This is a genomic window from Novosphingobium sp. PY1, from assembly GCF_017312445.1.
Classification (GTDB): Bacteria; Pseudomonadota; Alphaproteobacteria; order Sphingomonadales; family Sphingomonadaceae; genus Novosphingobium.
Genome location: NZ_BLTI01000013.1, coordinates 275,910 through 298,403 on the forward strand (window position 1 = coordinate 275,910; position 22,494 = coordinate 298,403).

Genomic DNA, 22,494 nt, shown 5'->3' on the forward strand with positions numbered 1-22,494 from the left:
CCGGTGATGGCATTGTTCAGCAAGGACAAGGATGCGCGCCTGGATCCGCTCGCCGGCAAACCGGCAAGCTTCGGCATCCACCGCTACCTGCAGGGCTCGGCCAACCTCTTCGAGGAAAACCGGCTCCTCAAATTCGCGATTGCGGGAACGCTGGGGGTGACGGCGGTGCTGGGCATGCTGCTCTACACCACGAACCAGAACCAGCGCACGGTGATCGTGCCGTTCGGATCGGGCGGCGATCTTTACGTCACCGGCAATACGCCCTCGCCGGGTTACCTGCGCACGATGACCCGCAACGTGGTCAGCCTGGCCGGGACCTATTCGGCCTACAGCGCCGACCGCCAGTTCCAGGAACTTCTGAGCCTTGCGCATCCCAGCGCCTACAACGGCCTTCGCGACAGCCTCAATGCCATTCTCGACGAGCTCGCGAACAATCCGACGCTCTCGATCGCGACCTACATTCGCACCGACCAGCCCGTGACCTGGGACAAGACCGAGATCGTCGTGCCGGTCGAGAAGGTGCGCATCATCGGCGGGGTCATCCGCAAGTTCCGCGGCAATTTCCGGATCGGTTACGCGATCGACAACGGCCGCTTCTGGCTCACCCGCCTTTCCGAGGAAAAGTTCGATGCTGAAACCCACTAGGAGCTGGCCCACCAGGCACTGGCCCGCGCGCGCCGGCGGCGCAGTTCTGCTTGCGGCCACCCTGCTCACACCGTCCGGACCGGTCATGGCTCAAGCGATCATGGTCCTGCCGGGCCAGACAAGCACCATCCGCCTCTCCAACCACGACATCAATCACGTGGTGTGCGAGGGCGGCGAGATCGAGGATGTGCGCTTTTCCGCGGAGAAGGCCATCGCGGTCGAAAAGGCCGGTTCGGACGCCTGGATCAAGTTCCTGGTCAAGGAAGTGGACGACACCGGCGCGGTCACGCGCAGCTATGTGACCACCCCTTCGGAATTCTTCGTTGCGTGTAACGGGGCGATCTACACGCTCTATTCCGAGCCGTCCGATATCCCGGCGCAAACCGTAACGCTAACGCCCGGGCGCACCCAGCGCGCGAAAGCCAATGCCGATCTCCTGGGACCTCTGGTCGAGGAAGAGCGCGCGGTCTCGATTACCCTTGCCATGCTGCAGGACCGGCTGCCCGCCAGCTTTGCCGAAGTGGCGCCCGCCTCGGGCACACTGACGCTGACAGGCCTTCCAGGCATCGCACTGACCGAGCGACGGCGTGTCGCTGTCGAAGGCGCGGGGTTGTCGGCATCAGAATACCTGGTGAGCCCGGAGACGAGCATGACGCTCGACGAGCGCAGCTTCCTCGACCGGAATCTCGGCACCAACATCTTCGCGGTCACGCTCGACCGGCTTGCCCTCAAGGCCGGCGAGACCGCGCGTCTTGTCGTCGTCCGCAGGGGAGAGGCGCAATGACGAATGGTATTCGTGCGTCCGGCGCGATGTCCCGATCGAACAGGAAGCTCGGCGAAAAGCCGGAAACACCTCCGCCGCCGCCGGATCTGGCGCCATCGCTTGCCGATGTGCTTCGCACGCGGTGGAACGCGCTCGGCTCGCAAACACGCCTGCGCGTCAAGCAGGCCGCGCTGGCGGGCGCCGTGGGACTGCTCGGCTATGCGCTCTACACCGCCAGCAGCGCAAGTGACGAACCGGAAGCCTCCAAACCGGCGGTATCGACGCTGAACATGGGCGCGGGTCTTCGCGGAGACAGTCTCGAGGAGAAACTGCGCGGCGATTTCAAGAAGGTGCTCGACGACCAGAAGCTGCTGGGCGACCGCCTTGCCGCGATCGAGGAAGGCAAGGCGCCCGGCCAAACCAAAGCGTCAGGACTTGATGGAGCGGCTAGCGACACCGGCGATCTTCCTCCGGCACTGGATGGCGAGGCTCCGGCCTTTCCGCCGCCGCCCGAAGGCATCCCCGACAACATCACGGTCACACCACCGCTACCGCCTGCAGCCCCGCCCGCGCCGCCTGTCGAAAAGGTGGTCGGCGCGATCGGTTCGGCGACAAGCCCGGTGATCCCCAAGGGCGCCGAGGGTTCGGCCGCGGACTCGAAAAAAAAGAATCGGACGATCTATTTACCGCCTGGTTTCATGAAGGCGCGGCTCCTGACCGGCGTTGATGCCCTGGCGAGCCGCGATGCGACCTCGAACCCGGAGCCGATCATAGCCCGGGTCCAGGCGCCCGCCGTTCTGCCCAATGACGTGAAGGCCAACCTTTCCGGGTGCTTCGTCATCGGCAATGCGACCGGCAGCCTCGCCAAGGAGCGCGTCGAGGTCCAGCTGGTCAGCTTGTCCTGCGTCGACTTCGAAGAACATTCCGTGGTCGACCAACCGGTCAAGGGCTTCTTCGTCGATGCTGATGGCAAGAAGGGCCTGTCGGGCCGCGTGGTGATACGCGCCGGGGCAGCCCTGGCCCGCAGTTTCCTAGCCGGGACCATCAGCGGGATCAGCCAGACGGTCGAAAACACCTTCGGTGAAACCTCTACCTCCGCGCTCGGAACGGTCCGCTCGCTCGATGCAGCCGATGCCGCAAAGACCGGCATCGCGGGCGGACTTTCCAAGTCCTCGGACAAGCTCACCGACTTCTATCTCGACCTTGCCCGCCAGGCCGGCCCGATCGTCGAGGTCGGCGCCGCCAAGGATGTGGTCGTCGTCATCCAGGAGGGCGTCGCCCTCGAGATCAAGCCCGGCGCGGGATCGCAGTTCTGATGCCCCGCTTCCTCTCATCATCCGGAGAAGCCCCCATGGTCCTGCTCCCCGATTATTCCAGGCCGCGAACCACGCGCCTGATTGCACCTGTTCTGATGGCCCTTGCAGGCTCGCTTTCCGGCTGCGCCTCGCTCGGGTCGGTCATGTCGCCCTACCCGGAAAAGTTCTCCTGCAAGAACCCGGATCACGGACAGTGCATCCATCCCGAGGCGGCCTATGAGGATGCGGTCGCGGGCCGCGCATCACGCTCGGATCCCGCCGTGACCAACGACAGGAAGCTGCTGCGCGCCAGCAGCAAGTCCATTGGCAAGCCCGGTAGCGGTGCGCCCGGCACGGCGGGCGCCTTCGCGGGCTACCGTGACAGCGTTTACCGCGAATTGCAGGGCCTGATCGAGGCGCCGGTGACGCCGATGCTCAAATCCGGAGAAACGGTGCGCACGCTGATCCTCCCCTACGCAGACCGGCAGCGGCCCGACCGGCTGTTCATGCCGCGCTATGTCTATTCGATCCTCGAGCGGCCCTCCTGGGTGGTGGGCGGATATCTGGTGAAGCCCGTGTCTCCGGCATCACAGCTGCCGATACTGGGGCAGATCCGCGAAACACCCGCCGACAGCATTGCCCCGGATGTCGCCGGGGTTCCGGCACCTGCAGCAGCATCGGAGACGGGCCGATGAACACGCGCACGGACAAGAACGGCCGCAAGGCAAGCGACCTCAGCTTCGCGGCGCTGCGCCGGCAGGTTTCGCGGGACTCTTACTCCGATCACCTGCCACTCGTCGCCTGGGCCGAGGAGGAAGGCGCTTTCCTCACGATCGACGATGGCTGGGGCTACGCATGGGAACTGACACCCAGCGCTTACATGTTCGCGCATGTGCATTCGGCGCTGCTGGGCCTGCTCAATATCCACTTCGAGCCTGGCACGGTGCTGCAGATCATCAGCTTTGCCGATCCGCTTGTCGATTCCGCGCTTGATGCCTTCCTCGATCTGAAAACCCGCGATGATCCGCTGATCCAGGCATCGGCCCGGCGCACTTACGATTACCTGCGCGAAGGACGTCACGGGCTCGGCGCTCTGCATGGCATCCCGGTGAGGAACTTCCGCACCTTCCTGGCGGTCAAGACGCGCAAGCCGCTGGGCCGCGATCCCCGGCGCCAGATCGAGGAACAACTGGCGAGGCTCGGGATCGCGCCGATGCCGCCCGAAGCCCTGATGGCCTTTTACCGGCGCGTCTTCAACGGGCTCTTCACGGACGCGCCCGGCAGCTTCGTCAATGGCACCAGCGATGGCAGCGCCCCGCGTCCCTTGCGCAAGCAGATCATCGATGCCGGGCCTGACCTGCTCTTCGAAGGCCCCGAAGTCTTCCTCGGCGGCCAGGTCGCACGGTGCCTGACACCCAAGGCGCCCGCCCGGCGCATCACTGCCGAACGCGCAAGCCGGCTAACCGGAGGAATCCGCGGGTCTGCCGAGGACAGCGACCAGATCGGCGGCCCCTTCCTCTACACCCTCAATGTCCTGTTTGATCACAGCGCGTTCGAGATTCACAAGCGCGCGCAGATCCTCTCGGCCCAGAAGGCCGCAGGCTCCTTCGCGGTCGAGGTCGGCAAGCAGATCGAGGAAATCAGCTGGGTGCTCGACGAGGCCGGGAGCAGCCGTTTCGTGCGCGTCATCCCCTCGGTCTGGGTCTTCGGTGAAACACGCGGCCAGGCCCGCGAGATGGCCGCGCGCGCAAGGCGGCTGTGGGAAGCCGAGCCGCTCCCCTTCATGATGCAGGAGGAAAGCTACCTCAATCCGATCCTGCTGCCGATGAGCCTCCCCTTCGGGCTCTACCCCGACGGCAAGACGCTGCGCATGCTCGAGCGCGATTTCCGCATGCCGGTGAAAGCCGCCGTGCTGATGAGCCCGATCCAGACCGACTTTCGCGGCGGCGGGCGCCCGGCCCTGCTTTATACCGGGCGCAAGGGCCAGCTCATCACGCTCGACCTCTTCGATCCGCGCATCAACAACTACAACTTCATCGTCTCGGCCGAGAGCGGCGCGGGCAAGAGTTTCCTCCTCAACAACCTGTGCCAGCAGTATTACGCGAGCGGCGCGCTCATCCGCATCATCGATATCGGCGGTTCCTACCGCAAGCTCTGTACCCTATGCTCTGGCCGCTACATCGATCTTGGCGAAGAACGTCTCGTCCTTAATCCCTTCGATCTTGGGCTGGCGATCGACGGCGAGGACAAGCAGTCGGCGATCGCCATGGCCGTCGCCATTGTTGCCGAAATGGCCAATGCCGCGACCCGCAAGGGCGTTTCCACCTCGGAATGGAATCTCCTGAAGTCCGCTGTCCAATGGACGATCGATTCCGGCCGCGCCGAACGGGGCATCGATGCGGTGCGAGAATGGCTGGGAAGTTATCCCGCCCACACCCGGACCGATCTCGACAAGGTCGAGCACCTCCTCCCCGTCGCGCGCGAGCTTGCCTTCAACTTGCGCGACTTCGGTTCGGACGGCGCCTACGGCCACTACTTCAACGGGCCATCGACCTTCGACATTTCCAGCGACGAGTTCGTGGTGCTCGAACTCGAGCGCCTCAAGAACATGCCCGACTTGTTCAATGTCGTGGTCATGGTGGTGGTGAACGCCGTCACCCAGGAACTCTACCTCTCGGGCCGCGACCGGCCGCGTTTCGTGCTCTGCGACGAGGCCGCGCAATTCATGACCCGCAGCGACGGCCAGGACCTCTCGCGTCTCGCTGAAGCCTTCGGGCAAGGCTACCGCCGCGCACGCAAGTACCAGGGCAGCTTCGGCATCGTCATGCAGTCGATGAACGACCTCCTGCTTTTCGGCGGCACCGGCCAGGTCATCCTTGAAAACGCCGCGACGCGCTTCCTGCTCCAGGGCTCGACCTACGAGAAGGCCGTCGAGAACAAGATCCTCGACTACTCGCCCTTCGTGCTCGACCTCCTGAAGTCGGTCCGAAACAACAAGCCCAACTATTCCGAGGTCTTCATCGACTCCCCGCTGGGTCTGGGTATCGCCCGGCTCGTTGTCGATCCCTTCAGCTACTGGATCAACACCTCGGCGCCGACCGAAGTCGCCGCCTTCGAGGCGCTGATCCGGCGCGGCCGCTCTCCGCTCGAGGCGGTCTGCGAACTTGCCAGTGTCGATCCGGCCGGGATCCTGGGCACCCGGCCGCCGCTTCTGCTCAGCGCCAGCGACGAGGCGGCTGCATGATGCGCACGCGCCGCCCCCACCCGGATCAGATGACGCTCGACTGGAGCAAGGACGCAGAGATAGAGCGGATCATCGAGGCGCGCGTTGCCATCCGCGCCGAGGCGCAAGCCATTCGCTGGCGCTTCCGGTTGATCTTCGTCGAAAGCCTGATGATGGCGGCCCTGGTGATCGCGGCAGGCTTCACACTTGGCCAGCCCATGCCCCTGGTCATGCGCGGGGCGTTCCTCGTTGGGATAGCCTGCTTCGCCAGCGGCATGCTGCTCATCGTGCTGTCAGGCGTTACCTGCAATGTCCTCGATCGGCTGCGCCGCTGGAGGCGCCGGTGAACATGCACCCGACCAGACATAATCGCGCCCGCGCGGTGGCGATCTTCCAGGCTGTAACCGTCGCCACACTGGTGCTGGCCTCCGCGCTTCTTGGAGCAAGCGCCGATGCCGCGACATCGACGATCGGGCGGACCTGGCCCATCGCCGAACCCGATGCGCTTTCAGAAATCGAGGCGCGCTCCGCCAGGCTCCCTGCCGACATGCGAGCACAATTTGGCCCGCGATCCACCTGGACGGCGATGAAGGCGGCGGTGCTAGCGCCCGCCAAGGTCAGGCGCACCCGCAGCGTGGTTCCCTTTTACACGCTCGATACCGAGATCCGGCTTCCGGGCGGCGAGGTCCTTTACCCCAGGGGCTACACGTTCAATCCGCTCGACTATGTAACGCTTCCCCAGCGGCTCGTCGTGGTCCGGCCGCGTGACCTCGACTGGGCGCTCAGAACGGCGGGATTGACGGATTTCATCCTGCTGACGGCCGGCGATGCGCAGGATTCGGATGCGATTACGCTCTCGCAGCGGTGGGGCCGGCCGATCTTCATTCTGGAAGAGCGTGTGAAGCAGCGCCTTGGCCTTACCGTCGCGCCCGTCGTGGTGCGCCAGCAAGGCAGGAAACTCGAACTTACCGAAGTCCGGCTCGATCGGCGCGGGACCCGAGAGGCCGCTACGGCAAAGCCCGCCAGCGAACGGAGGGCCCAGCCATGAGCCGCTCACGCATCCGAAACGCCCTTGGAGCAGCCCTGCTTTTCGCCTCAGGCCTAGCAGCGAGCCCGGCCCAGGCATCATCCTGCCCGGCAGGCACCGTCTTCAATCCCATCACCAAGGTGCGTTGGAACTGCATCTTCCCGATCACGATCGGCGGCGTACGCGTGGGTAGCACCGACAAGCTCTCGCGCGAGCTCGATGCGCAGTCTTCTTCCAAGCCGCTGTGCGCCTGCCGCAAGGGCGCGACCTTCTGGTTCGGCGTCAAGGTGAGCTTCTGGTCCCCCAATCGCATGATCGATGTGGTGACCGAGCCAGGTTGCATGATGGCATTGGGGGCTGATCTGATGCCCACCCATGGCCGCCTCCAGGGCAGCCAGAGCTCGATTTCGGATGGGACGAACACGCGCAAGATGTTTGCGCAGATGCACTACTACATCTCGCCAGTCTGGAAGATGCTCGACATGTTCACCGACCTGCCCTGCCTCGAGGACGACGGCTTCGACGTGGCGATGATCACCGAGGTGCTGCCGACCTGGCAGTCGGGAACGCTTGGCGCGATCATCCAACCCGAGGGCATCCTCTTCGGAAATCCTGCCGCGGGCCTTGCCTGCATGGCCGACAGCGCCGCGGCCGCCGCAGGCAAGGTCATCGACCCCCTGTTCTGGTGCATGGGTTCGTGGGGTGCGACCTACCCGGTCGCTGGCGACATTCATTTCGATGACAGCGTCGAGGCCTGGGCCGGGTTGGCGGCGCGCGGCACCTTCATGATGGGGCGGCTTGGCGCGCTTACCATTTCCTCGGCCGACGGCTGCTCGTTCATCCCCCAGCCCATCTGGACCAAGAGCCGCTACAAGTACCAGCTGATGGAGCCGGTCAAGGGCGGTAGTTGCGTCAATGTCGGGCGGCCGGGCGCGCTGTGGTCGTCGGCCAAGCATGCGCCGGGGCAGGACAACGCCCAGTTCATGCTCTTCGAGAAAGTCATCTGCTGCGCCGGAGTGAGCACGCCATGAACGCTCACCCGGCATGCACCAATCCACATTCCGCGCGCGGCCCGGTCCCGCAATGGTCTGCCCGCCACAGCCACGAAGGCTGCCGGGACTCGCGCGGAACAGGAGCGGCCTTGCCTGCCCCCCGGCAGGGCCGCTCCACCCCTGGCCGGCACGGCCGATGGCGGATTTCCCGGACGTTCCTCCTCTCAACCGTCCCGGGCTCCGCCTCGGCCGTGCCGGCCAACCTTGCTTTTCGCAATTCGAGCGGCAGCGGGTTCGTCTCCGGCGGGCACGGGCAATGACGCACTGGCCCCGTCTTGCCGCCAGCACGATCCTGCTGCTCCCCGCCAGCCTCCAGGCACAGAGCGTCGAGGAGCGCGCAAGAACCGCGGCCAGCGCATCGCGCGCCAAGACCGGGAGCAGCGATGTGCTGCTCGAAACTTACGTGACGCCTGCCATGAGCGGAGAGGCCGTGACGACGATCGATGGGAGCAAGACGTTCACGCCCACGATCGCGTGCCAGAAAAGCGCGAAACTTCTCGAAGTCCTGATCCAGCCTTCGGCAACCGGCGACATTGGCCTCGTCCAGGTCTCGCGCGACAAGGACATGGACGGCGCCTTCGATACGACATCGAACTTGCCCGTTCCGGTATCGGGCATCTGCGCCAATGGCCTGCTATCCTGCGATCCCGGCACCTGGGCCAATTGCCGCGCGTTCCGCTGGGACGTGGATGCCGCAAAGGATCTGAAGCTCACCGAGGTCCAGATGCCTCAGCTTGCCGGATGTTACTGCATCAACAACAGCTGCGGCAGCAATCTCGTCTTCGGCAATCTGGCGACCGTGCTCAAGGACCTGGGCGGCGGCATGGTGGGCGCGCTCACGACAGCCTTCCCGGCAATTGGGGTGGCCGAAGCGCGGATCAACGGCCCCGTCATCGATTATGTCGGGGCGCTGACGACCAGTTGCACGGGTGGCGATACCACCGAGGAGACCGCCTACCGGGACAATCCCGCGGCCATCGGCGGGGATGCCTTCGCGCTCAGCTCCACGAACTCGGTTTTCCAGGCCCTGCAAGGCTCGGCGGCCGGTTCCGGCAAGGCAGAAGTGACGCGGTCCTGCTCGATCAGCCGGGACATCACCATCCGGTCCTGGGATTTCGATGATATTCTTGGCGTTTCCGGCGCGGTCCAGTCAGTGACGAGCTGCGGCAGGAACTGCCGCCGCTACCGGATCGGCGGCGACGGCGCCTGCGGAGCCAATCCTCCCTTCTATACCGCCACGTTCGACGTCCATGAGCCCGATCGGCTGATCTCGGCGCGGATCGTCGAAATGGGCGCCGAAGATTGGGTCCAGGGCCGCGTCAATGGCGTGATCGTGGGCTCGGCCGGCAAGCGTCCCTGGCTTACCGAAGGCCTGCCTTCGGGCGACTGCCGGATCAGCGGCAGCGCCTGGTACAACCGGACGAGCATCGACATCACGCCGCGACTGAAGGCGGGTACGACCAGCGTTGCCGCGCGGGTTCGCGCAGGCGGCGGCGGGCGTTGGGGCTACATCGATGTCGAAGTAGAGGCACAGACAGGATGCGAAGTCAGCGAGAGACTGATCGACCTTTGCGCCGCTAATGCTGCTGACGGCAATTGCCGCCTCTACAGCGAGAGCGCCGATGGGGTGGACACGGTCGTGAACGGCGTAGGCACCGGCCTTCGTCCCCTGCCCCAGACCCGCCTTTTCGGAACCGGAGCCTGTACGTTCCAGTTCGCCCGCGACTTCTTCACGCGTGAGCGGCAATACCGCTGCATCGTTGACAGCGCCGCGCTGCCCGAGCCCGATCTCAGCCGCGGCGCCTATATCATCGACCATTCGACCGAGACCCTGCTGGCCGATCGCCAGACCGCGGCCGATGGCACCGTCACGACTTCAATGCAGCCCTTCAGTCTGCCGGACCGGGGTTCGGTCCCAGCCTGCGAAATGATCTGCAAGACGCGCGCGCCGCGCGCCAATACCGATGCCGCGCCTGACGGCGTCGTCGGCACCAAACAGAACGATCCTGCAGGATACGACACCTTCTATCACGTGTGCGACAATGCCAATGTCTGCCCCACGGGGCCCGGTGAAGAGATTGTAAGCGCCTGCGGCTGCCTCGACGATTTTCCCGAGGCGGTGGTCATGATGCAGACCGTGCGGCTCGCAGGCCAGGACATGGTCTGCACGAGCGCCGAGCAATGAGAAACTCTGCTCTCCTCCTTGCCCTCATGGCAAGCGCGAGCCTGGTCCTCGCAACACCTGCCCATGCCGATGCGGTCTGCGCCGCGGACCTTAATGGCAATGGCGATGCCGCCGATCCCGGAGAGACCGCGAGCTGCCTTTCGACCGCCTCCGGGAACGGACTTTGCCCGATCGAAGAGGTGCAATGCGTGTCGGACGCGGCCGGTTCCTACACTTGCCCGCTCGGAGACCAGTTCGCCTGCGAGACACCCGCCGCAGGCGGTACCCCTTCCTGCTCGCCGCGCAGCTGCCTCGACACCGGTGCCACGCCGATCACCGAGGAACCGGCCATGAACGATCCGGGCGTTCCTGCCGATGGCGAAGTCGATGCGGACGGCAATTGCCTTGCGCAAATCGAGATCTTTTCCGGGCGCGCCATGCGCTGCCGTCCGCCAGGACTTTCCGACACCTTCCAGAACTGCTGCAAGGACAAGGGCAAGATCGTCAAGGACGGCATGGGCTCGTCCGTCGCCTCGATCGGCACCAAGATCGCCGTCGCCAAGGGCGTCTTCACCGGAATGAAAGCCGCCTATACCGCGTTCCAGGCTGGGGCCACGGCAAGCGAAGCGGCGAGTGCCGGCGCGAACGCGCTCATTGTCGGGATCGATCCGACCTCGATCGCGATCAGCCTTGCCGTCAATTTCATGATCGAGGTCCTGCTCGCCGGGTGCGACCAGGAAGACATGGAGACCGGGATGCTGCGCGGCTCGGACATGTGCCATGAGGTCGGGACCTATTGCTCGTCCAAGATCCTGGGCATCTGCGTCCAGAAGGCGAAGGGCCACTGCTGTTTCAATACCCGGCTCGGGCGCATCATCCAGGAACAGGGCCGCCCTCAGCTTATCGCTTTCAACGAAATTGGCTGGGGCACGCCCAAAAATCCCTACTGCCGCGGCTTCACCCCTGAAGAGTTCCAGGCCCTCGATTTCTCGAAGATGGACCTCTCCGAATACTACTCGGACATCGAGGCCCGCACCCAGAGCGAGATACAAATCGATATGGAGGACAGGATCGATGCCTACTTCACTCGATAGGGATTTGGCTGATGCCGGGCTGCGAACGGGCATGTTCTGCGCTTCCGGTGCTCACGTACTGGAAGTACGCTCCGCGCCGGTTCTCGAACCTACCCATTCTCGCTCCGGCCTGAGCCAAATCCGCAATGGGCGCACCCTCGCGTTGGTAGTGCTGTCGCTTTTCGTCCCTGCCTTCTCTGCGCTGTCTCAGGAGGCTCTGGCCAATGAGGCTCCGAGAACCGGACGTCCGGTCGCGCAGCAGGGCACTGCGGCTATGGAGCAGCTGAAGCAGGCCGTGAGCCGGCAGAAGACGGACACCGTATCGGGACCCACCGCGCTCCCGGACCTGCCCGACGAACAGAGGCGCCGGGCCTTCGATGGTCTGCGGGCGCGGACACCTTCGCCGGAACTGGAGATGCGGGCGCGTGCGGGGCTCGAGGCAGCGCGCGAGGGTGTGGCGGCAGAGCGCAAGGCCATGGCCAGGCGCATGGCGCAGGCGCTGGGGCTCGATGCGCCCGGTGTGATGCCTCTGGCCCAGGCGGTGCCATCACCCTCGGCCAAAGGCTGGGTACCAGTGCTGTTCGCTTCGTCGTCCATGCCGGTTGCGGTGCTGCGCACATACGCAGGGCAGCTTGAGAAAGCAGGCGGGGTCATGGCGTTTCGGGGGATGCCGGGCGGGCTGACGCATGTCGGCCCGATGGCGAAACTCTCTGCACAAATCCTGCGCATCGATCCGGGCTGCGAAGGCCCGGCCTGCGCGATGCGCGATGTCCAGATCATCGTCGATCCGCTGGTGTTCCGCCAGCATGGCGTCACGCGCGTGCCTGCATTGGCGATGATCCCCGGAGATCCGGCGCAGCCCTATTGCGAGCGCGACGACAACACGCCGGTGAGCCCGCATGTCATCTACGGCGATGCGGCTCTTTCCGGAATGCTCGAAGAATACGCACGCCTTGGCGGCAGACAGGAGGTGCGCGATGCTGCGACTCGCCTGGAAAACCGCTAGAGGCGCCTGGCCCGCCTTGCGCGACCTGCCGCTGCGCGCCGCCGTGGCGCTGGGAAGCGCGGGGCTCGGCGAGCCGGTTCGCCCGGCCCGGCTCTGGAAAGCCTACGCAATCGTCCTTCCTGCAGGGTTCCTTGCCTGGTGGGCCATCCCGCAGGTCACCTGGGTCATGAGCCCCTCGATCCCCGCCATCGCGGTGCGCGCCGACCCCGGTCCCATCCGCAAGGGAGACTTCGTCATGTTCACGCTCTCGCATCCGCTCGCGGGGCCGGAACCTGTCAGCGTGACCAAGGAAGCGCTGTGCCTGCCGGGCGAGAGGATCACCATGGTCGAGCGACCCTCGATGCATCCTGGAACGCGCGATGGCTGGTACTACTGCAACGGAAAGCTGCTCGGCATTTCCAAGCCTCTGGGCCGCAACGGGCAGGCGCTCACCCACTGGCATCCGGAAGGCCCCGTCATTCCGGCCGGCATGGTCTATGTCGGCTCGCCCCAGCCCGATGGCTTCGACAGCCGCTACTACGGACCAGTGGCGATTCTGCGCCTCACGCGGATGAGGAAAGTGCTGTGAGGGTCCAGGTTTTAGCCCGCATAGCCACCATGGCGTTGGCCCTGGCCTTGAACAAGCCCCATCCCGCCCTCGCACGATCGGGCACCAGTCCTCCCGAGACCAAACAGGGCTACTGGTGGTATCTTCAGCCTCCCAAACCGGTGCCGGACGAGGCAAGCGATGCCGATGCGCTAGTCAAACCCGTGATTCCGCCCATGGCAGAGCTCGCGGCATGGACACCGCCGCGCATCCGCAAGCTGATCGAGGATCAGCGCGACTATGCCGCGACCGTACTCACGGTCGATGCCGTCGCCGATTTCTGGCGCCTCGAGGACTTCGCCCGCCGCAAGGCGCGTGCCTTCGCCGGGCTCACCCAGATTGCCATGCTGCAAAATCCGGCCCTGAACTCAAAGTCAGCCAACCCGATGGTAGGCGATGCAAGGGCCGAGCTTACCGCGCACAAGGACGAGGTCCGCCAGCGCTACTTGCGGGCTCACGCCAACGAATTCGCGCTCGTGATGTTCTCGCGCACGACCTGCGGCTACTGCCGTGTGCAATGGCCGATCGTCCAGCGTTTCCAGGACGAAATGGGCTGGCAGGTCACGTTGATGGACCTCGACAGGCGTCCGGACCTCGGAGCGCGCTACGGGGTCGAAGTGACACCCACCACCATGATCATTCGCAGGAACAGCCACCAGCGAATGGTCATTGCCGCCGGGATCGAGGCCTATCCCAACCTTGCCCAGATGGCCTACCAAGCCGTGAAGCTGCTGACAGGCGACATCCGGCCCGAACAGTTCATGACGGGCGCGGGCGAGGAAGGCGGCTTCTTCGATGCCCTCTCGGCCGGCCCGATCGCGGCAAGCGATCCGCGTGCGCTGTCCCAGGATAGAGGGATCGGGGATGAATCAGCCCTTTATGGGCCTGGCCAATGAAGCAAGGCATTCGCCTCCTGATCACTGTCATGGCCGCCACTTGTCCGACCGCACATGGCCCGTCCGGTTGGGCCCGCCCTGCCACGCGCGAGGATGCGCGGGCAGCCGCGATTCATCCGGTCACCACCCACTCGCAGATGCAGTCCTGGCTTGCGCGTGTACCGGTCACCCGCGAATTTCCGTCCGACTTTGCCGGATCTCTGCGCGCCTATGCACCTGCCTTCGTGATCGAAATGAGCACCGCGCCGGGGTGTGTGCCTTGCGCCGATCTGTGGACCCGGCTCGGCATGCTGCGCCAGCACTATGGCTGGCAAATCCGTACGATATCGAGCGAGGACGCCCTGCTGCGCTCTGGCCGGCTTGGCCTGCCCTGGGTCGGCCATCCAGTCGCCTGGGTCCGGCCTCTCGATGACCCAAACCGCACCGTTCCCATCGCGATCGGCACCGATCATGCGCGGAACCTGGCGCGCAATGCCTGGCTTGCCGCACGCATGCTGACCGGCGTGCGCGCTCAGGTGGGCGTACGCGCACTGTCCAAATTCACCGGGATCGTGGGTGCAAGCCCGATATCCCGAATACATCGCTGAAGAGACCGTTCATGGCGGGCAGGTCCCTTCCCCTATCGGCACGAACAGAAAGACGCCCGCCATGGCCAAGTGCTTCTACCGCCGCAACCTTGCAGCAGCCTTGCTGCTCGCCTCGTGCGCAGCAAGCGCGCCAGCCCATGCCCAGAGCTGGGCAGAGACCTGGTTCGACAACGTCACCTACACGAGCCCCGGCAGCTTCGAGGACCAGACACGCGGCTATGTGACTGCGGGCGGCATGTCGGGCCGGGTCGATGTTCATAGCGACTACCTAACCAGTCTCACCCTGCCCAAGATCAAGGCGGGCTGCGGCGGTATCGACATGTTCCTGGGCGGTATGTCCTTTCTCGACCCCGACTACCTCGTCCAGAAACTGGAAAGCATCCTCCAGGCAGCCCCCGCCGTCGCCTTCCAGTACCTCCTCGAAACCCTCGACGAGAAGATGGGCAACATCATCTCGAAGATGGAAGCGGCGACCAATTTCCTGAACTCGATCCAGGTGAACGACTGCCGGCTTGCGAACCGCATGGTCCAGATCGCCAAAGGCGATGACAATATGTCGGGCATCATCGAGGAGATGACCGGCTACAAGTCGGTCAAGGAAGGCTTTGCCAAGAGCTACCAGCAGAGCCGCGAAAAGATCGAGGCCAATGCCAACAACCCGACCGAGGACCTGAAGGACGCGCTCGCCAATTGTCCGGCCGAAGTTACTGAGATCTTCCGCACCGGATCGCTGCTGTCCCATGCCGCAACACGTGTCGGAGCTGGGGACTGGGCGAGCGTCATGCGTGCGCGGGTGGGCGACGTTTACATGCGCTGGGACGCGGCCGACAAGGTCCCGCTCTTCTCGGCAATCCCGGCGTGCCCGCATCAGGACACCGAAAGTGCTGAGGATTTTCTGACCGGCAAGGTCCAGCGCCGCGCGCTCAACATTCCGGCGACCGCTGCAGACTGCTCGGAGGGAACCGGCAAGGGCGCACTGGATCTGGCCCGCGAGCGCATGGAGGCGATCGCCGGCAAGATCAGATCGCGCAGCACGCTCACGTCCGATGAGCGCCAGTTCGTCGCCAATATCCGCACTCTCCCCGTCTACCGCATGCTCGAATGGGGCGTGCGTCAGGGCGTTCCGGATTCGGTGATCGCAGATACCGACGAACTGGTTGCCCTCACCCTCGCCTACCAGATGCTCAATGACCTCACCCGCAGCATCGACTTTGCCGTCTCGAACGCCGAACGCGGAGCCAATGCGGCAGGCGCAGCCGATGCCGCCAATACGAACCTGTGCCAGACCCGCATTCTCACAAAGGGCATTGAGCAGCTTCGGGGCCTGCGCGATGAAGTGCTGCGTCAGCGCGCGCAGATGCGCCAGAGCTATATGGCAGCGCTCGATGCCGCCAATCTCTCCGCGAATTATGCCGGGCTCATCCGTCAGCGTGATCGCGATGCGCGCGATGCCGCTGGTGCCGCCGCAGCGCCTGGCCGGTGAGGCGAGATATGACCCGGACCTCCCTTGGCGGCACCGTCTCCGGCTTTCTCACCGCCCTGGCTTTGAGCCTGATCGCGACGCCAGCCCTGGCGGTCGATACGAGTTTCTATACCTATGACGGCTTTGCCGAGACGGTGGATGCGTTCCGGCTCGTCTCGATGATCTTTGCGGACCCGCGCTACGAAACGCTGGTCGTGATCATTGCGGTGGTCGGCATTGCGCTCGGCGCCGTGATCGCCAGCGTGCGCGGGCAAGGTATGGGCCTTGTCGCTTTCGGTTTCCAGATCCTGGTGGGCGTCGGCCTTTTCGTGGGGCTCATCGCCGCAACGGGCACGGTCCATGTCTACGACAAGGTGCGCAACGCCTATCAGCCAGTGGGCGATGTGCCGAACCTTCTCGTCCTGGTGGCTGGCGTCACCAACCTCATGGAGCGCTCGCTCGCCGAGACCATCGACGACAATACGCTCGATCCGAATGCCAAGCTCGAGTTCGGCGCGGGCGGGCACAGCTTCGATCTCTTCCTCAACGCGGTTTCGCCCAATGGTCCGATGACCGACAGCTTCCTGGATGCAACGATCAAGGACTACCTGCGCCAGTGTTATCCGGTTGCGCGCGTCTCTCCGTCCTACCCTGTCGACGATGACCAGCTGTTTCGCACGGCCACCGACCTGCCCGCAGCTTTTGCGGCCATGGCCGGGCCATCGACATTCAGCACGGTCTATACCGCCGCCGACAAGGGCGGGACTACGGTCAGTTGCACCGAGGCCTGGGATCATATCCAGGCCCGGCTGTCCGATCCCGCCCTGTTCGACGATTACACCCGGCAGGTCTGTCAGCGCACAGGGTACGACATAGCCGATGCCGCACAGCTTGCCCGTTGCCGCTCGCGGATTGGCGACATGGGGCAAATGATGATGGGCACGCCGCTTGTCCTTCAGGCCTTCATGAGCGATGTGCTGCTCGGCAATGCAGTGGGCGACGTGCTCTTCGAGGACAGTCCGGCAGCCGCAGCCCGGGTCATGGCCAACCGGGCGATTGTCTCGAATGGCCTTGCCACGATGTCGGTCGCCAACGAATGGATGCCGACGATCCGGGCCACCGTCTTTGCCATCATGCTCTTCATGGTGCCGATCGCCCTGCTCTTCGTCCTGACCCCCATAAACTTGCGCGTAGCGAGCTTTGCGATCGGGCTCTTCGTCTTCGTCGCCCTATGGGGCGTGATCGATGCCGGGATCTATCAGCTAACGCTGGGCCGGGCGATGGAAGTCTTGGCCCAAATGCGCAGCAACGCGGTTGCCGCCAACGCCTGGATGCTGGCGCCCTCGGCCGCGATGAAGGCTCTCGCCATCTTCGGCACCTTCCGCACGGCGGCGGCGGGATTGGCTGGCGCCTTCGTCTTCACCGTGTTCCGTTTCTCCGGAAACGTGTTTTCCAGCTTCACCGGCGGCGCATTGCAGGCCCAGGGGCTGGGTTCCGCGGCAGCCGCTCCGATGGCAACGCGCGAAGGCTATGCCTCGGCGCTCGAGGCCCAGGCCTCCGCAGGCGGGACGAAGGCAAGGCGCAGCGCGACCTCGAGCTTTGGTGATTTTGGCGAGCGCTCCACGTTCGGGGCGAACCGGTCGTTCGGCGCGGCGGACACGGTCCTTGGCGAAGCGAGCAGCGGCATGCCCGGTGTCCCCGCTTTCGGGATGGGCGCGGTCGATGCTGCACGCGAACTTGGCGGTATCGCCCCTGCCCTTGGCAGCCGCAGTCTCGCCGACCCGGCGGTGGCCCGTGCAGTGCGCGCCAATGCGACGACCGCGGCGATCCATAACTTTGCCGAAAAGGATGCCCTCCGCAGCCTGGGAACCAGCTATTTTGGCGCGGGCCAGTCGGGCGAGAAGGCCTTCGCCGCCTTCGCGCAGAACATGGTGCAATGGAAGGCCTTCGGCGACGAGCGTGCCTATTCGATGATGTTCCAGGGTGCAGCCCGGCATTTTGAGCGCGGCGGCTATTCAAAGGCCGACGCAGAACTGAAGGCCACCGGCGTGATCGGTGAGGCCGGAGCCGATCCTACCTTCGCCAAGCTCATCGCCAATGCCTACGAGCAAGAGCAGATGCTGCAGAACGATCTGACCGGCGCGCAGGTCCAGGTTGGCGCCATGCAGGGCCGGCGCGATTACGCCGGGGATCGCGTGGCTGAAGTGGAGCGCGGCAATGTCTCGGCCGAACAAGCCTGGAGAACGGGGAACAACGAAGGCCAGCGCACCGCTGCCTCCATGCTCGGCCTTCCTCTCGATGAAACCAGCCGCCGCATCGCCTTCATCAATGCCCTCTCGGGCGAGGCGCGCTCCTCTGCCATCACCCAACTCTCCCGCGCTACTGGCCGGAATGAGGCTCAGGTCTTGCACGCCCTGGAGACGTACAATGCCGCTGTTTCGGTGGGGACGGCCGACGGGGCGAGCACCGAAGCCGCGCGCGAAGGGACCAGCATTTATGGACGCACTCGCGAGGCGGCAGGCTACGATTTTGCCGAACGGTCCGGCAAGCTTGATGCCCAGCGGGAGGTGGGAACCGGCGGTACCCGCAGCGCAGCACGCATTGGCGAGCAGCGGCGGCAGTCGGAGAATTTTGGCTATGCCGAAGGCGCCGTGGCAGCCGGAACCTCCGTACGGCAGGCTGCCCGGCTCGACAGCTTCATCCAGGCGCTGCGACAGACCTCGGGCAATCAGGTCGACATGGCCGAAGGCGGCGCTGATGGTATCGCCGACCGGGCGCGTAACGGACGCCTCACCCGCATCGTCGACAACGAACGGCTGACCCGCATGCAGAAGCTGCTCGGCGATCACGGCATCAAACTCACCAGGCGCCAGATCGCGATGGACCAGAACGGGGATTTCAGTGTCAATCTCACGTCCCGGACGGCTGCGGCCATGTGGCGCGGCGGTCTGATCAACGAGAGCCAGTTGGGGGCTATCGCTAATGGCGGAACAGCCCGTTTCTCCTTTGCGCACGACGATGTCCTGGTTTCCAGCAGCACGGGCTTCAGCCAGTCCGCCCGCAGCGATACCAGCACGCGTTTCGAGGCAGGCAAGCAGGCTGGGCCGGATACGATCGAGCATTTCCTGGGCGGCGGGAAGGAAGGCCATGCCGCGATGGCAAGCTGGCTGCGCGGCGGGTTCGAAATGGATCGGCATGGTAACTGGCGCTTGAAACCGCAGGTGGCCGATACGCTGCAGCGCGATGTTCAGGCGGTTATGGCGCAGACAGGGTGGACGCGCAGCATTGAGCGTGCGGCGCAAGATCACAATTCCATGGGGACTGAAGTTGGCGCTTCAGTATCGGCAGCAGCCAATCGAAGCGTTTCCGGCAAGGGTGCAGAACAAAGCCAGAAGCCAGCGGGGAACGCAATTTCTGGCGGGGTGTCCGGTAATCTGGGCTTCGTTAGCGCAGATCGGGGCAGCACTTCAGAAACGGCCAGTGCTCACCTCGATATCGTGAACTACGATGTTCGCGAAGCAATTGCTGCTGCCGAACGTGCAGCAACTCGATCTGCCAATCCTGCGAACACCTTTGCACAAGAACTCAGCCGCCAGGTGCTGGGGCGGGATGGCCTGCGTAATCGCTATCTTGAGCAAGGGGATGCAGGCCGGGGGACCGCTGACATTACCGGCCCACTGACTTCAATTGAGCAGTCATCCGTTCTCGGTACTGGCCGGTTCTCAAATGACCTCGCTAGCGGGCCTTTCGACGGCGATCCAAGTTTCAAGGAACGCAGGGATAAGTAATCATTTCTTGGATTGGAAATGCCGCGTGTGCAGAATTCCTGATCGAGGATCCAGCGGATCCGAGTAGGGATCGCGCCATCCTCCGACTGAACGCTTTGGGAACATCTGTTCGTGTGTCGGTTCGACGAATTCCCAATCGCTCGCGGCAAACCGTGCCTGCGCGAAGCCAATCCCGAGAATGAGCAGTGCCGTCATCGGAAAGAACAGAATGTTCAGATAACCGGCGAGCGCGCTGGTGTAGAAGCCTTCTAGCGACGGAACATAGAACGACGCGCACTTGCCCGCCCAGTAGGCGGCGATGCCTGCCCACCACAGTTTTGCCCGCCATGGCCGCCACAGCCAAGCAGACGCTTTTGGCTTGGACCTGCCAAGAGGCGCGTGATTTTGCGTGGTGTTGCTCGGATCGTTCGCGGGTTCCACTGGGGGATCCTTTCCGAACGCGAAGCTACCATCAAGGTTGATCGTTCGAAACCGAAAACCGATCGGATTGAGGTGAAATTCTTGCCACACAGCCGTTCCTTCGATGCCGCAAGATGGTAACTCGCCCCCTCCCCTCCTTCGCGAGATGGGGATTTGCGAACTTGTCGATTCAAATTTGTATGACGGCTGCGCTTGACCCTAACGCAGCAATTCGCTCACCAGCGAAGGCCGCTTCGCGATCATCGCCAGCAGCACTTGGGCAGGGCCCGTGGGACGGCGGCGGCCGTGTTCCCAGTTGAGCAGCGTGCCCTTGGCCACGCCGATGCTGCGTGCGAATGCACCCTGCGATAGGCCGGTACTGGCGCGGATCGCCGCGACATCGACAGTGGGAACTTCCACTTGATGCACGACCGCCCCGGTGTCCTTGCCTTCGGCGAAGGCTAGCGCCTCGGTCAGTCCCTGCTTGATACTTTCAAAGGCACTCATGAGTGATCTCCATAATGTGCGAGCAGCAGTTTGCCGAGCGCGATGAGTTCAGCCTGTTCCCCCTTGCTGAGGTTGTCCTTCTCGTTCTTGGCGAACACGGTGACGAGAAAGATTGGCATCTGCATACCGCCGAATACGTGGACGGTTCGGAAACCGCCGCTCTTGCCGCCCCCTTCCCGCGCGATGCGAACCTTGCGCAGCCCTCCGCCCAGCGAAACACCTGCTTCGGGATTGGCAGCGAGGTAATCCACCAGCGCGGTACGCTCCTTGTCGGACATGATCGCCTTGGCCCGTCGTAGGAACTCGGGCAGTTCCACAACGGTCTGCAAGCTGGTCATGGGCACTTTCTATGCGCCAATGGCGCATGAGTCAATGGCACATGAGTCAATGGCGTATGAGGCAATGGCGTATGAAGACGGTCATGTCGCCTTCGTTGACTCGAAGAAATACGACCCTTCTTTGCCTCTAACGGGAGCTTTCCCGTTCCCAGATAGCGGACATGGTGGGGTCCCATCTCGGGTGCAATGTCATGTCGGCTTTGTTGGACATGTACGAACATAGGGTAATCGCGGGAGCGACCGCCGGAGAGGCTGGTTCGTGGATCGAGATTGCTGGCAGGTTGGTTGCCCCCCGATAGGATGAAGAACGGGCTCACGATGTGCACCGGGCCCAGGCATCGTACGGAGGACAACCATGGAGCAGTATATCGGCCTCGATGTTTCCCTGAAAGACACTTCGATTTCGGTTCGGCAGGACGGCAAGCGCATCTGGCGCGGGAAGTGCCCCTCTGATCCGAAGCTTCTGGCGGAGATGATCCGCAAACGTGCCCCGCAGGCAAAGCGTATCGTGTTTGAGACAGGACCTCTATCGGTATGGTTCTATCATGCTCTGACGGCGGAAGGGTTACCGGCGATCTGCATCGATGCACGCCACGCCAAGGCGCATCTCGACATGGCGCCGAACAAGACGGATGCAAACGACGCCGATGGGCTCGCCCATCTTGCCGAGGTTGGCTTCTACCGAGAAGTTCGCGTCAAAGGTTTCGACAGCATGTTGATCAGGACGCTGGTCGCCGGCCGACGGCAATTGCTCAAGATGCAGATCCAGTTGTCCAACCAGATCCGCGGCTTGATGAAGACATTTGGCCTCGTCGTGCCCAAAGGCGTTGGCGGCGTTTTCGAGCGAAACGTGCTTGTTCTGTTGCAGGACGATCCGAAGCTGGCGCAGATTATTCTGCCTTTGCTGCGGGCTTGGAGCGACATGCGGCGCCAGGCGGCTGAGCTGAACAAGCAGATGATTGCCATGGCACGGGAGAACCAGCATTGCCGCTTGCTCATGTCAGTGCCTGGCGTCGGGACCGTCACCGCAACCGCGTTCACTGCAGCCATCGAGGATCCGGCAAATTTCAAGAATTCGCGGTCTGTCGGTGCATGGGTCGGCTTGACGACCAAACGCTACCAGTCTGGCGAGGTCGATTATGACGGCCATATCTCGCGCCGGGGAGACAGCCATCTGCGAACGCTGCTTTACGAGGCTGCCGCCGTCATTCTGACGCGATCTATCGCTGACAGCAGTTTGCGCAGATGGGGCCTCGAATTGCGAGACCGTCTCGGCTTCAAGCGGGCGGCGGTGGCGCTCGCCCGCAAGCTGGCGGTCATCATGCACACGATGATGAAAACAGGTGAGTTGTTTGACCGCCGCCTCGAGATGACTGCGTGAACCGCATCGGCATCAACGACAGATAGCAGCAGGAAGAAGCAGGCTCGCATCCAGCTGGATGCCACGGACCGTCCCTGCCGGGACGCGGATGAGATCATTCCGAGTAGCGGGAAGCAACTGCCTGCATTGGCAGATTGCGGCACGAACATAGGAAGTTCTCACCCACGAATTTCTATTCTGCGGCGACCGAACTGTATCGACCGCGTAGACGACCATGCTCCCGGCAAACGATCGAATACAAAAGCCTCATCTTCACCATGAAATAGGCATTGACTTCGGGTGGGCGATTAGACGACCCGCTG

At 63.9% G+C, this 22,494-nt stretch carries 21 protein-coding genes; 18 read left to right on the forward strand and 3 right to left on the reverse strand.

Features of this window, described 5'->3' with window-relative positions:
- The first annotated feature begins 6 nt into the window (after positions 1-6).
- From J3474_RS19385 to J3474_RS19460, 16 genes are all read left to right on the forward strand, one after another.
- Entirely contained in the window at positions 7-645 is a 639-nt protein-coding gene (locus J3474_RS19385) for a TraE/TraK family type IV conjugative transfer system protein (RefSeq protein ID WP_207095276.1), read from the forward strand.
- The gene (locus J3474_RS19390; protein WP_207095277.1) at positions 629-1,429 is read left to right on the forward strand and encodes a type-F conjugative transfer system secretin TraK; all 801 of its coding nucleotides are present in this window, start codon (positions 629-631) and stop codon (positions 1,427-1,429) included. Before J3474_RS19385 ends, J3474_RS19390 begins: the two co-directional genes overlap by 17 nt.
- Positions 1,426-2,724: a TraB/VirB10 family protein gene (locus tag J3474_RS19395; protein WP_242528493.1), complete on the forward strand. Its 1,299-nt coding sequence runs from the start codon at positions 1,426-1,428 to the stop codon at positions 2,722-2,724. Before J3474_RS19390 ends, J3474_RS19395 begins: the two co-directional genes overlap by 4 nt.
- A gap of 35 nt (positions 2,725-2,759) precedes the next feature.
- Complete coding sequence (locus tag J3474_RS19400) at positions 2,760-3,398, forward strand: TraV family lipoprotein (protein ID WP_207095278.1); 639 nt, start codon at positions 2,760-2,762, stop codon at positions 3,396-3,398.
- The gene (locus tag J3474_RS19405; RefSeq protein ID WP_207095279.1) at positions 3,395-5,947 is read left to right on the forward strand and encodes a TraC family protein; all 2,553 of its coding nucleotides are present in this window, start codon (positions 3,395-3,397) and stop codon (positions 5,945-5,947) included. Before J3474_RS19400 ends, J3474_RS19405 begins: the two co-directional genes overlap by 4 nt.
- A complete protein-coding gene (locus J3474_RS19410; RefSeq protein WP_207095280.1) occupies positions 5,947-6,273 on the forward strand; it encodes a hypothetical protein in 327 nt (108 codons plus the stop codon). The genes J3474_RS19405 and J3474_RS19410 overlap by 1 nt, the downstream gene beginning before the upstream one ends.
- 2 nt (positions 6,274-6,275) lie before the next feature.
- Positions 6,276-6,974, forward strand: coding sequence for a conjugal transfer protein TraW (locus tag J3474_RS19415; RefSeq protein ID WP_207095281.1), 699 nt, complete (start codon positions 6,276-6,278; stop codon positions 6,972-6,974).
- Complete coding sequence (locus J3474_RS19420) at positions 6,971-7,984, forward strand: TraU family protein (protein WP_207095282.1); 1,014 nt, start codon at positions 6,971-6,973, stop codon at positions 7,982-7,984. The genes J3474_RS19415 and J3474_RS19420 overlap by 4 nt, the downstream gene beginning before the upstream one ends.
- Before the next feature lie 277 nt (positions 7,985-8,261).
- On the forward strand, positions 8,262-10,190 hold the full coding sequence (locus J3474_RS19425; protein ID WP_207095283.1) for a hypothetical protein: 1,929 nt from the start codon (positions 8,262-8,264) through the stop codon (positions 10,188-10,190).
- Positions 10,187-11,263, forward strand: coding sequence for a conjugal transfer protein TraN (traN, locus tag J3474_RS19430; RefSeq protein ID WP_376706546.1), 1,077 nt, complete (start codon positions 10,187-10,189; stop codon positions 11,261-11,263). The genes J3474_RS19425 and traN overlap by 4 nt, the downstream gene beginning before the upstream one ends.
- Complete coding sequence (locus J3474_RS19435; protein ID WP_242528494.1) at positions 11,244-12,248, forward strand: type-F conjugative transfer system pilin assembly protein TrbC; 1,005 nt, start codon at positions 11,244-11,246, stop codon at positions 12,246-12,248. Before traN ends, J3474_RS19435 begins: the two co-directional genes overlap by 20 nt.
- Positions 12,220-12,816: a S26 family signal peptidase gene (locus J3474_RS19440; RefSeq protein WP_207095284.1), complete on the forward strand. Its 597-nt coding sequence runs from the start codon at positions 12,220-12,222 to the stop codon at positions 12,814-12,816. Before J3474_RS19435 ends, J3474_RS19440 begins: the two co-directional genes overlap by 29 nt.
- Before the next feature lie 29 nt (positions 12,817-12,845).
- Positions 12,846-13,730 carry a conjugal transfer protein TraF gene (locus J3474_RS19445; RefSeq protein WP_207095312.1) on the forward strand — a complete coding sequence of 295 codons (885 nt, stop codon included), beginning with the start codon at positions 12,846-12,848 and terminating at the stop codon, positions 13,728-13,730.
- Positions 13,727-14,317 carry a hypothetical protein gene (locus J3474_RS19450; protein ID WP_242528495.1) on the forward strand — a complete coding sequence of 197 codons (591 nt, stop codon included), beginning with the start codon at positions 13,727-13,729 and terminating at the stop codon, positions 14,315-14,317. The genes J3474_RS19445 and J3474_RS19450 overlap by 4 nt, the downstream gene beginning before the upstream one ends.
- Positions 14,318-14,378: 61 nt before the next feature.
- Positions 14,379-15,800: a conjugal transfer protein TraH gene (locus J3474_RS19455; RefSeq protein ID WP_207095285.1), complete on the forward strand. Its 1,422-nt coding sequence runs from the start codon at positions 14,379-14,381 to the stop codon at positions 15,798-15,800.
- An 8-nt stretch (positions 15,801-15,808) separates the two neighbouring features.
- A complete protein-coding gene (locus J3474_RS19460; RefSeq protein ID WP_207095286.1) occupies positions 15,809-19,567 on the forward strand; it encodes a conjugal transfer protein TraG N-terminal domain-containing protein in 3,759 nt (1,252 codons plus the stop codon).
- Here the strand turns inward: J3474_RS19460 and J3474_RS19465 are convergent, their stop codons facing one another.
- The 3 genes from J3474_RS19465 to J3474_RS19475 form a co-directional block, all read right to left on the reverse strand.
- Positions 19,568-20,077 (reverse strand): hypothetical protein, encoded by a 510-nt coding sequence (locus J3474_RS19465; RefSeq protein WP_207095287.1) that lies wholly within the window; start codon positions 20,075-20,077, stop codon positions 19,568-19,570. It lies immediately after the preceding gene.
- A 108-nt stretch (positions 20,078-20,185) separates the two neighbouring features.
- Positions 20,186-20,473 (reverse strand): DNA-binding transcriptional regulator, encoded by a 288-nt coding sequence (locus tag J3474_RS19470; protein ID WP_207095288.1) that lies wholly within the window; start codon positions 20,471-20,473, stop codon positions 20,186-20,188.
- Positions 20,470-20,811, reverse strand: coding sequence for a type II toxin-antitoxin system RelE/ParE family toxin (locus J3474_RS19475; RefSeq protein ID WP_207095289.1), 342 nt, complete (start codon positions 20,809-20,811; stop codon positions 20,470-20,472). The genes J3474_RS19470 and J3474_RS19475 overlap by 4 nt, the downstream gene beginning before the upstream one ends.
- Here J3474_RS19475 and J3474_RS23045 point away from each other — a divergent pair.
- Both J3474_RS23045 and J3474_RS19480 read left to right on the forward strand, forming a co-directional pair.
- A complete protein-coding gene (locus J3474_RS23045) occupies positions 20,797-20,841 on the forward strand; it encodes a hypothetical protein (RefSeq protein ID WP_376706547.1) in 45 nt (14 codons plus the stop codon). The two genes, J3474_RS19475 and J3474_RS23045, sit on opposite strands and share 15 nt — an antisense overlap.
- A gap of 325 nt (positions 20,842-21,166) precedes the next feature.
- On the forward strand, positions 21,167-22,192 hold the full coding sequence (locus J3474_RS19480) for an IS110 family transposase (protein WP_207095290.1): 1,026 nt from the start codon (positions 21,167-21,169) through the stop codon (positions 22,190-22,192).
- The last annotated feature ends 302 nt before the right edge of the window (positions 22,193-22,494 follow it).

Excerpts from the sequence above, each read along its gene's own strand:
- J3474_RS19385 (WP_207095276.1), top strand. The coding sequence starts at position 7 with ATGGCATTGTTCAGCAAGGACAAGGATGCGCGCCTGGATCCGCTCGCC.
- J3474_RS19390 (WP_207095277.1), top strand. The coding sequence starts at position 629 with ATGCTGAAACCCACTAGGAGCTGGCCCACCAGGCACTGGCCCGCGCGC.
- J3474_RS19395 (WP_242528493.1), top strand. The coding sequence starts at position 1,426 with ATGACGAATGGTATTCGTGCGTCCGGCGCGATGTCCCGATCGAACAGG.
- J3474_RS19400 (WP_207095278.1), top strand. The coding sequence starts at position 2,760 with ATGGTCCTGCTCCCCGATTATTCCAGGCCGCGAACCACGCGCCTGATT.
- J3474_RS19405 (WP_207095279.1), top strand. The coding sequence starts at position 3,395 with ATGAACACGCGCACGGACAAGAACGGCCGCAAGGCAAGCGACCTCAGC.
- J3474_RS19410 (WP_207095280.1), top strand. The coding sequence starts at position 5,947 with ATGCGCACGCGCCGCCCCCACCCGGATCAGATGACGCTCGACTGGAGC.
- J3474_RS19415 (WP_207095281.1), top strand. The coding sequence starts at position 6,276 with ATGCACCCGACCAGACATAATCGCGCCCGCGCGGTGGCGATCTTCCAG.
- J3474_RS19420 (WP_207095282.1), top strand. The coding sequence starts at position 6,971 with ATGAGCCGCTCACGCATCCGAAACGCCCTTGGAGCAGCCCTGCTTTTC.
- J3474_RS19425 (WP_207095283.1), top strand. The coding sequence starts at position 8,262 with ATGACGCACTGGCCCCGTCTTGCCGCCAGCACGATCCTGCTGCTCCCC.
- traN (WP_376706546.1), top strand. The coding sequence starts at position 10,187 with ATGAGAAACTCTGCTCTCCTCCTTGCCCTCATGGCAAGCGCGAGCCTG.
- J3474_RS19435 (WP_242528494.1), top strand. The coding sequence starts at position 11,244 with ATGCCTACTTCACTCGATAGGGATTTGGCTGATGCCGGGCTGCGAACG.
- J3474_RS19440 (WP_207095284.1), top strand. The coding sequence starts at position 12,220 with ATGCTGCGACTCGCCTGGAAAACCGCTAGAGGCGCCTGGCCCGCCTTG.
- J3474_RS19445 (WP_207095312.1), top strand. The coding sequence starts at position 12,846 with ATGGCGTTGGCCCTGGCCTTGAACAAGCCCCATCCCGCCCTCGCACGA.
- J3474_RS19450 (WP_242528495.1), top strand. The coding sequence starts at position 13,727 with ATGAAGCAAGGCATTCGCCTCCTGATCACTGTCATGGCCGCCACTTGT.
- J3474_RS19455 (WP_207095285.1), top strand. The coding sequence starts at position 14,379 with ATGGCCAAGTGCTTCTACCGCCGCAACCTTGCAGCAGCCTTGCTGCTC.
- J3474_RS19460 (WP_207095286.1), top strand. The coding sequence starts at position 15,809 with ATGACCCGGACCTCCCTTGGCGGCACCGTCTCCGGCTTTCTCACCGCC.
- J3474_RS19470 (WP_207095288.1), bottom strand. The coding sequence starts at position 20,473 with ATGAGTGCCTTTGAAAGTATCAAGCAGGGACTGACCGAGGCGCTAGCC.
- J3474_RS19475 (WP_207095289.1), bottom strand. The coding sequence starts at position 20,811 with ATGACCAGCTTGCAGACCGTTGTGGAACTGCCCGAGTTCCTACGACGG.
- J3474_RS19480 (WP_207095290.1), top strand. The coding sequence starts at position 21,167 with ATGGAGCAGTATATCGGCCTCGATGTTTCCCTGAAAGACACTTCGATT.